The organism is uncultured Cytophaga sp. (assembly GCF_937863595.1).
In the GTDB taxonomy this organism is placed as follows: Bacteria; Bacteroidota; Bacteroidia; order Cytophagales; family Cytophagaceae; genus Cytophaga.
On record NZ_CALMGQ010000112.1, the window covers coordinates 1 to 9475 of the forward strand.

A 9475-nucleotide genomic window follows, 5' to 3' on the forward strand; every position below is an offset into this window, starting at 1 on the left:
TTTTATATCTTTAAAACCGCTGCTTAAGTGGTCCAACTTTTAGACGGAAAGAGCACAAAGAATTTGTCTCCAGAAATATTCCAGTGAAAACCTCTTGTATTCATATAGAAAATAGAATAATTTGCTAATAAATCATTTAACTTATCGGCTAAATCTTTAGCCAATTTTTCGTCTAATCCAATTGAATTTAACTTACTCATATCTATATTTTTTTTTAATGTAACATGTAAACTTCACTTAAAATATACCTATTTATTACAATTACAAATGATATAAGTTCGACTCTACTAATTAATCCTCACGTTTATTTTACCCAATTCAACCTTTAATTAGAAAATAATCCCTCTTACACAAAACCAAATTCACAAAAAAATGCAATTTTTTAGGCATAAAAAAAGAGGCCAAAACCTCTTTCTTTATGCCTAAATTTTAAACTTAAATGCTTACGTTGTTTTCGCGTAAGGCATCATTTAAGGATGTTTTTAAATCTGTACTTGCTTTTCTTTTACCAATAATCAATGCACATGGCACTTGATAAATACCAGAAGCAAATTGTTTGGGAATGGTACCAGGAATAACGACCGAGCGCTCAGGAACAAAACCTTTATATTCAATCGGTTCAGGACCAGTCACATCAATAATCTTAGAACTTGAAGTTAATACAACATTTGCACCCAATACAGCTTCTTTACCAATCCTAACTCCCTCAACAACAATACATCTAGATCCTAAAAAAGCACCATCACCTATTATTACTGGAGCAGCTTGTACAGGTTCCAATACACCACCTATACCAACACCACCACTTAAGTGAACATCTTTACCAATTTGCGCACAACTTCCAACTGTTGCCCAAGTATCAACCATGGTACCTGAATCAACAAATGCACCTATATTTACATACGATGGCATCAAGATTACTCCCTTTGCCAAGTATGCACCATAACGCGCAACTGCATGTGGAACTACCCGAACACCCAATGCTTCATAACCCGTTTTTAACGCCATTTTGTCATAAAACTCCATCGGTCCGCATTCAATGGTTTCCATTTTACGGATAGGGAAATACATAATTACTGCCTTCTTTACCCAATCATTTACCGTCCAACTCCCATCTTCATTTGGTTGAGCAACGCGTAAACGTCCTTTATCTAATTCTTCGATTACAGTATTAATAACTGCTTGAACTTCTGGATTGGAAAGCATCGAACGATCTTCCCACGCTTTTTCAATAATTTCTTTCATTTCAATTGTTTATAATATAATTTTTTCGCTATTTTTATGAATATGACGAATCATAGAATTCTTATTGGCTCTGTATTAAAACCGGTAAACGATTCCCGAATGTACGAAAAAATCGGGAAAAGTTTAAGTCTTTTACCAAATACAGAAATCCACATAGCAGGCTTAAAAACGAGTATCAAAAATGAATCCAATATCTATTTTTATCCTATTTTTTGTGGCTCTAGAATGTCTATTTTTAGATTTTTCGCTCCTTGGAAATTTCTCATTCGAGCACTTAAAGTAAAACCTCATACAATCATCGTTTCAACACATGAATTACTGATAGTTACATATCTATACAAAATATTATTTGGTTGCCAATTTATTTACGATGTACAAGAAAACTACTACCACAACATTCTCTATACCGATGCATTTCCATCTTTAATTAAGCCAATTATTGCTCGCTGGGTTCGGCTTAAGGAGCGGGTAGCTAAGAAACGAATGGATGGATACCTCCTAGCCGAAAAAATCTACCTTACAGAACTTTCAGACCGCATACAGGAGCCTAACCTTGTATTAGAAAACAAATACGTTGGAATAGTCCCTACCAGCAAAGAAATTGTACCTATTAAAGATTTACCAAAAATCAAACTTTTGTATTCAGGAACAATTGCCACATCATATGGAGTTTTTGAAGCCATAGATTTAGCCATCCGACTTCATGTTTTTAACCGCAAATTTGAATTAACTATTATTGGTTTTGCTCCAGATTGTCGAGAATTAACAAAAGTTAAAAACCGCATTAATCCCTTCCCTTTTATTAAATTGATTAGTGGAAATGCACCTATTGACCATACTGAAATTTTGTCAGCAATACAGGATCATCATATTGGATTACTTCCATATCGTTTTAATGAAAGCACTCATTTAAGAGTACCCACGAAATTGTTTGAATACTTCTTAAATCAACTTCCAGTTATCTGTTCTTTCAATCCTACTTGGAAAGAATACGTAGAAATGTTTCAAGCAGGACTTGTAATAAATTTCAGTAAGCTTCCACCAGCGGACGAATTATACAAGACAATAATAAACACCTCTTATTATACTGCTGGAAATCCGAACAAGCTAATTTGGGAAGAAGACAAATTGCAAAACTGGTATTCAGAGTTTTTTTTGAATAAGAACTAATCGCACCTATTCCAAACTCAATAGAATTCTTTTTTAAATAACAGTCAATCTCTTAATAAAATTGACATCTTTAAAATATCCAATTTATAGATAAGGGTAAATTATCCAAAAAAATAAATCCTTCAAATAACTTTTTTAGGCTATCCTAAATATTTATTTTTGTATAACGAAATAAAAACGCATGCTCACACATACGGAAGAGAATTATATAAAAACAATTTACCATTTGTCTGGTGACACAAACAAAGATGTTTCAACAAATGGAATTTCTGATGTATTAAAAACAAAACCAGCATCTGTAACAGACATGCTGAAAAAGCTATCCGACAAATCGTATTTAAATTACATAAAATACCAAGGGGTAACCCTAACAAAAAAAGGAAAACAAGAAGCGTTACAAATCATTCGCAAACATCGTTTGTGGGAAGTGTTTTTGGTTGAGAAGCTAAAATTCCATTGGGATGAAGTGCATGAAATTGCCGAACAATTGGAGCACATTCAATCGAATGTACTAATTGATCGATTGGATGAGTTTCTAGGAAATCCATCTGTGGACCCTCATGGCGATCCTATCCCAGATCAAAAAGGTGAGTTTATCAGCAGAAAAAAATACTTACTATCTGATTTGCCTGTTGGCTTTAAAGGTAAAGTGGTGGGAATGATTGAAACCTCCCCCGCCTTCCTCCAATATCTAGATCGTTTGAGTATCAGTCCTGGGGCCAAAATCCAAATCAAGGAACGCATTGAATTTGATGGTTCTTTAGAAATTGTGTTGCAAGGCAAAAACACCTTTGTTATTTCACACGAAGTGGCTAAGAACTTATACGTAACTGATTAGGAACGAACTGTTAAAAAGAAACTTCTAATCTGTTCTATTGAAGAATAGTTGGTCGAACCCAATTATGAATTATAAATTATGAATTATAAATGAACTCGTGTTTAATTACATAACAACGAAAGCCCTGAGCTGTTGTTGGTGTTACCGCCAGAACAAATCAATGTTTATTGAGATGTTTTTTCGAGGTGCAACAACAACCATTCCCGAAACGGATTCATTGTAACTAGTTGGAGGTGCAGCGCGTTGTTTTTAGTACATTAAACAACATGAATTTTAAATTATAAGTGAACTCGTGCTTAATTACATCATATTGAAAACTCTACTTAGGTCTATACAAACAGCAACGTTGCTTTTATTGCCGTTCGGCTTTAGCCAACGGATAAAATAATTAATAAAAACATCCTATGAAAAAACTCATTCCAATTGCATTATTACTGCTCTTTCTTTCGTGTTCTGAATCGAAAACTACTGAAAAAGAATCGCATACATTATTGATCGTTACTACGACAGGTATGATTGGCGATGCAGTAAAAAACATTGTGGGCGACCAAGCGGAAGTAATATCGTTAATGGGACCAGGTGTTGACCCACATTTATACAAAGCAACACAGGGCGATTTAGAACGCCTGCAAAAAGCAGATATCATTGTATATAACGGCATTCACTTAGAAGGTAAAATGTCTGAGATACTTGAAAAATTAGCGTCTAAAAAAATTGTGATCTCCATGGGTGATGGCATTTCCAAAAGCAGATTGCGTTTATTGGATAAAAAAGCACAGGTATTCGATCCACATATTTGGTTTGACGTTGAACTTTGGAAAGATGCCGTTTCTGCAATGTCAAACACTCTAGCATCAAAAGTTCCGGCATTATCAGCTGAAATTCAAAAATATACTCCTATATACCTCGCAGCATTGGACAGCTTAGATACAGAAGTAAAAAACAATATGGCACTGATCCCTAAAGCTCAACGCGTGTTGATTACTGCACACGATGCTTTCGGATATTTCGGATTGGCTTATGACACAGAGGTACGTGGACTACAAGGTATTTCTACGGTATCGGATTTTGGCTTGAACGACATAACTCAATTAGTAAATTTAATTGTAGATAGAAACATAAAATCTGTCTTTGTGGAAACGTCTGTATCGGACCAATCTATTAAAGCTGTGCTAGATGGCTGTCGTCAAAAAGGAAAAAATATTGAAATTGGCGGTACACTTTTCTCCGATGCGATGGGTGCGGCAAATACTCCAGAAGGCACATACATTGGAATGGTTCGTAAAAATGTAACAACGATTGTTGCTGCATTGAAATAAGGTGTATATCGGGAGAATGGTTGGTCGAAAAGGCACACGCAGGGCGAAATTAATTGTTATGGTTTGTCCTTTATAAATGTAGTCAAAACTACGAAATTATAGACACCAGTCTGAAGACTGGCGCGAGAGCAGCCAAAGATTACAACGATTATTACTGTAAATTTTGACAATGCTTGGCCGAAAAGGCACAACCATGCTCCCCCTTGAAACCGTTTAATAAATTGAACGGCAATGAAAGCTAAGTGGTTGCTTTTATAAACTACTGCGCAGCATTCATTAGGTGTTTAGCCAAGGGTTTGAAATGAAGCATAAAAGAGAATCCGTGCTTTAGAATAAAGCATTTATAAAAAGATTACAAATCAACCTACTAAAAGGGTTGAATAAAACATATACCAATCATGATTGAACATGTTGAAAATCCCGTATTAGAAATACATGACTTAACAGTGAGTTATTCCAAACGACCTGTTTTATGGAATATCGATTTAACAATTCCTTCTGGAGTATTGGCGGGCATCATTGGTCCGAATGGCGCCGGTAAATCTACCTTGATTAAAACAGCAATGGGATTGATTCCCAAAGCGAGTGGCTATGTAAAGCTCTTCAACCAAGATCTAGAAGCGGTTCGCAAAAAGGTGAGCTATGTTCCTCAACGTGAATCGGTAGACTGGGATTTCCCAGCATCAGCGCTTGATGTAGTATTGATGGGCCGTTATGGGCACGTTGGTATTTTTAAATCACTGCGACAAGCAGATAAGGAAGTAGCCATCGATTGTTTGCGCAAAGTAGGTATGGAAGCATTTGCCGACAGACAAATCTCTCAACTTTCGGGCGGGCAACAACAACGCGTTTTCTTAGCACGTGCATTGGCACAAGATGCGGATTTGTATTTTATGGACGAACCGTTTGCAGGCGTAGATGCCGCTACAGAAAAAACAATCATTGCCTTATTAAAAGACATGACTGCCAAAGGCAAAACCATCATTGTTGTGCACCACGATTTAAATTCGGCGGATGAATACTTTGATTGGATCATTTTACTCAATACGCGTTTGGTAGCAAGCGGACCAACACCTTTAGTATTTACAAAAGAATTGCTACAAAAAACATACGGAGGCAAATTGAATATATTATCCAGTGTGGGAGATTTGTTGCATAATGAGCAGTTTCCAAACAGAGAGTAAGGCCGAAGGCCTTATAATTATGAGTTATGAATTATAAATTATAAATGGCTTCACTTAATACTGTCTAAGAGAAAACATATCATCAAGGAGATAAAATTCATAATTCATAATTCATAATTCATAATTCATAATTCATAATTCATAATTCATAATTCATAATTCATAATTCATAATTCATAATTCATAATTCATAATTCATAATTCATAATTTGAATAATCGTCGTGCCATATAATAATTTCATTCGCTTCCTTCTCCTCGAAGACCCCAATGTACGCACCGTGGTATTTGGGACCATACTATTGAACCTATCTGCATCGGTGGTGGGTTGCTTTGCTTTTTTACAAAAGAAAAGTTTATCGGGTGATGCCGTTGCGCATTCTATCTTGCCAGGTATTTGTATGGCATTCATTTTATTTCAAACAAAATCGTTATGGGTACTATTACCAGGTGCATTTGTAACGGGTTGGCTGTCTTTATATTTGGTAGAACTGATTTCAAGGCATTCGAAATTAAAACAAGATACTGCAATCGCTGTTGTTCTATCTGTATTTTTCGCAGTCGGTATAATATTACTAACGCACATACAACACTCTGGTAGTGGTGCACAAAGTGGCTTGGATAGCTTTTTGTTTGGAAAAGCTGCTGCATTATTGGAAAAAGATTTAATCACGTATGGCATTATCAGTATGCTTGTGATAGGAACAACAAGTTTCTTTTTCAAAGAATTTATGCTCATTAGTTTTGATGCAGTCTATGCAGGGAGTATTGGTTTACCTGTAAAAGGATTGCAATTAATCTTAACCACACTTACCGTAATTGCTATTGTCACTGGCATACAATCGGTTGGGGTAGTATTGATGTCTGCCATGCTCATTACACCTGCAGTAGCTGCACGCTATTGGACAGATAATTTAAAACGCTTATTGATACTCGCAATTCTATTCAACACGTTTGCTGCCATTATTGGATCTTATATTTCATATAAGTATCCATCCATGCCAACCGGACCATGGATAGTGATGGTTATTTCAATTTGTGCATTTTTATCCATCTTATTTGCACCTAAAAAAGGAGTTGTATACGGTATGTACCGAGTATTCAAACATAAGTCCTTAATATTAAAAGAGAATATTCTGAAAGCCTTATATCAATTGGGTGAAAAAGACAATCGTTTTCAAGAAACACATGCTCTTAACAACTTAATCGCAAAACGGAACTTGCCTTTATGGCAAGTTTATCCGGCCTTGTATCGTTTGCAATTTGAAGGCTATTTAGAACACAGCGGTCAAGGCTGGGCCTTAACAAATGAAGGTATGGAACGTGGTAAACGTATTGTTCGCTTACACAGACTTTGGGAAATGTACTTATCAAAAAATTTATTACTTCCCTCCGACCACGTACACGACGATGCAGAAACCATTGAACACATACTTACACCCGAACTGGAAGCACGGTTGGAAAAAAGTTTGAATTTTCCAGAAGTAGATCCACATGATTCAAGAATTCCGAGGTAAGCTAAAGGTGTTAGGAAAATTCCAAATAACAAAAAACAAATTCCAAACGGAATAAAAATTCAACATTAATAAAAAATAGTTTAACGTTTTAATTTGTCTCCTTTTCTGAACACTGACCTCTTAATAAATGAACGACTTCTACATCATACTCACCGGCATTCTTGTTGCAGTTTCTTGCAGCATATTAGGTACATTTTTGGTTTTACGAAAAATGGCTATGGTGGGTGATGCCATATCACATGCGGTATTGCCAGGTATTGTACTCTCTTTTTTCTTAACAGGGAGTAGAGATTCTATTTGGATGTTGATAGGCGCAGGAATGATGGGAATTATAACAACTTTAATTATTGAATGGCTTCATAAAAAAACAAAATTACAAGAGGACGCTTCCATCGGCGTTACCTTTACCTTTCTGTTTGCTTTAGGTGTATTGCTTATCTCCTACTTTGCGGAGAATATTGACCTAGACCAAGAGTGTGTATTGTACGGAGAGATTGCCTATGTGCCATTAAATACCATTGCCATATTTGGACTTGAATTACCCAAAGCACTGGTGCTACTAAGTTTCGTACTCATTGGCATTGTCGGTATCATCTTTTACTTTTTTAAGGAATGGGTGATCACCACGTTTGATGCACCCTATGCAGCTTCAATTGGCATGAGCACGGTGTTATGGAATTATCTGTTGATGTCGATGGTATCCTTTACAACGGTAGCTTCGTTTGAATCTGTTGGTGCCATATTAGTTGTTGCGTTTTTAGTCGTACCTGCATCGGCAGCGTATTTAATAACAGATTCTATCAAACAAACCTTATTGTACGCAATTGTCTTTGGTGTTTTATCTTCTGTAGGTGGATATTATGCGGCTTCGTTTTTAGATGTCTCTATTTCTGGCTCTATGGCAACGGTTTCTGGCATACTATTTACGGTATGTTTTTTTATCCAATGGCTACGGAAACAGATTCGAAAATCGCCGTCTATACTGCAAGCAATGGATTAATTATCTATAAATTAAGACACTATACATCAACACATTTCGTTTATTCCGTATAAGGTTAGGAACTATTTATAAAAAGAAATACTTTTACACTATATGAAAACAAAAATCATCTCTTTAATCGCATTTGTGACGCTTATTGCCTCTGTTGGTTTTATAGCGAACAACAAACCAACTATTTCGACGGCCTCTAAAGCAGAAGTTGTAAAATGGATGACCTACGATGAAGCGATTGCTTTAAGCAAAAAAAATCCCAAACCCATTTTTATCGATGTCTACACCGATTGGTGCGGATGGTGCAAAGAAATGGATAAAAAAACCTTTACCAATCAAAAAATTGCTACGTATTTAAACAAGCATTTTTATTCTGTAAAATTAAATGCAGAGAAAGCTGAAAAGGTGCACTACAAAGGACAAGAAATGTCGAATGCTGATTTAGCAGCTAAAATATTCCATGCTACCTCTTACCCGACAACAGTTTATTTAGAAGCAGATGAAACCTTGCTGCAACCGTTGCCAGGTTTTCAACCTCCAAATGACTTATATCCGATTTTAAATTTTATCGGTAGCAATCAATATAAAACAACAACTTGGGAAGACTACTCTAAAAGTTTTACTGAAAAAGCTGAATAAATTTTGAATACGCAACCCGTCACACAACATAACGATACCATCGTCGCATTAGCAAGTCCTCAAGGAATGGGCGCTATCGGAGTGATTCGACTTTCTGGAAACCGTTCGTTTGAAATTACGTCATCTATTTTCCCTTCGAAGAACATAGCTACGGTTCCTTCGCACACCGTACATGTAGGAAATATTGAAGAAGACGGTCGCGTTATTGACGAAGTAGTTGTTACGGTATTCAAAGGACCAAAATCCTTTACCAAGGAAGATGTGGTTGAAATCTCTTGCCACGGTTCTACCTTTATCATTCAAGAACTGTTACAATTACTCATGCGCAAAGGTGCGCGCCATGCGAAGCCAGGCGAATTCACCATGCGTGCTTTTTTAAATGGTCGTTTCGATTTGGCGCAAGCCGAAGCCGTTGCCGATTTAATTGCCTCCGACTCTAAAGCATCGCATCAAGTTGCCATCCAACAAATGCGTGGTGGCTTCTCCGATGAAATTAAAAAGCTTCGTGAGCAATTGATTCACTTTGCATCGATGATTGAACTGGAATTGGATTTCAGTGAAGAAGATGTTGCCT

General features: G+C 36.4%; 9 protein-coding genes and 1 pseudogene. 8 read left to right on the forward strand and 2 right to left on the reverse strand.

Going from position 1 to position 9475, the window contains the following annotated elements:
• Window positions 1-23: 23 nt before the first annotated feature.
• Window positions 24-200 carry a hypothetical protein gene (locus tag Q0543_RS10045; protein WP_299252148.1) on the reverse strand — a complete coding sequence of 59 codons (177 nt, stop codon included), beginning with the start codon at window positions 198-200 and terminating at the stop codon, window positions 24-26.
• Window positions 201-435: 235 nt separating this feature from the next.
• Window positions 436-1251, reverse strand: coding sequence for a 2,3,4,5-tetrahydropyridine-2,6-dicarboxylate N-succinyltransferase (locus tag Q0543_RS10050; protein WP_299252179.1), 816 nt, complete (start codon window positions 1249-1251; stop codon window positions 436-438).
• Between the two features lie 93 nt (window positions 1252-1344).
• Between Q0543_RS10050 and Q0543_RS10055 the strand changes: the two genes are divergently transcribed.
• The 8 genes and pseudogenes from Q0543_RS10055 to Q0543_RS10090 all read left to right on the forward strand — a co-directional run.
• Window positions 1345-2415, forward strand: coding sequence for a glycosyltransferase (locus Q0543_RS10055; RefSeq protein WP_299252151.1), 1071 nt, complete (start codon window positions 1345-1347; stop codon window positions 2413-2415).
• A gap of 181 nt (window positions 2416-2596) precedes the next feature.
• Complete coding sequence (locus Q0543_RS10060; RefSeq protein WP_299252154.1) at window positions 2597-3253, forward strand: metal-dependent transcriptional regulator; 657 nt, start codon at window positions 2597-2599, stop codon at window positions 3251-3253.
• Window positions 3254-3657: 404 nt separating this feature from the next.
• The gene (locus Q0543_RS10065; RefSeq protein WP_299252157.1) at window positions 3658-4572 is read left to right on the forward strand and encodes a zinc ABC transporter substrate-binding protein; all 915 of its coding nucleotides are present in this window, start codon (window positions 3658-3660) and stop codon (window positions 4570-4572) included.
• 398 nt (window positions 4573-4970) lie between these two features.
• Entirely contained in the window at window positions 4971-5756 is a 786-nt protein-coding gene (locus tag Q0543_RS10070) for an ABC transporter ATP-binding protein (RefSeq protein ID WP_299252160.1), read from the forward strand.
• Window positions 5757-5978: 222 nt separating this feature from the next.
• A complete protein-coding gene (locus Q0543_RS10075; RefSeq protein WP_299252173.1) occupies window positions 5979-7271 on the forward strand; it encodes a metal ABC transporter permease in 1293 nt (430 codons plus the stop codon).
• A gap of 127 nt (window positions 7272-7398) precedes the next feature.
• Window positions 7399-8271 carry a metal ABC transporter permease gene (locus Q0543_RS10080; RefSeq protein WP_299252175.1) on the forward strand — a complete coding sequence of 291 codons (873 nt, stop codon included), beginning with the start codon at window positions 7399-7401 and terminating at the stop codon, window positions 8269-8271.
• A 93-nt stretch (window positions 8272-8364) separates the two neighbouring features.
• Window positions 8365-8901 carry a DUF255 domain-containing protein gene (locus tag Q0543_RS10085; RefSeq protein WP_299252177.1) on the forward strand — a complete coding sequence of 179 codons (537 nt, stop codon included), beginning with the start codon at window positions 8365-8367 and terminating at the stop codon, window positions 8899-8901.
• Window positions 8902-8904: 3 nt separating this feature from the next.
• Window positions 8905-9475, forward strand: a pseudogene (locus Q0543_RS10090) (tRNA uridine-5-carboxymethylaminomethyl(34) synthesis GTPase MnmE); the annotation flags it as partial.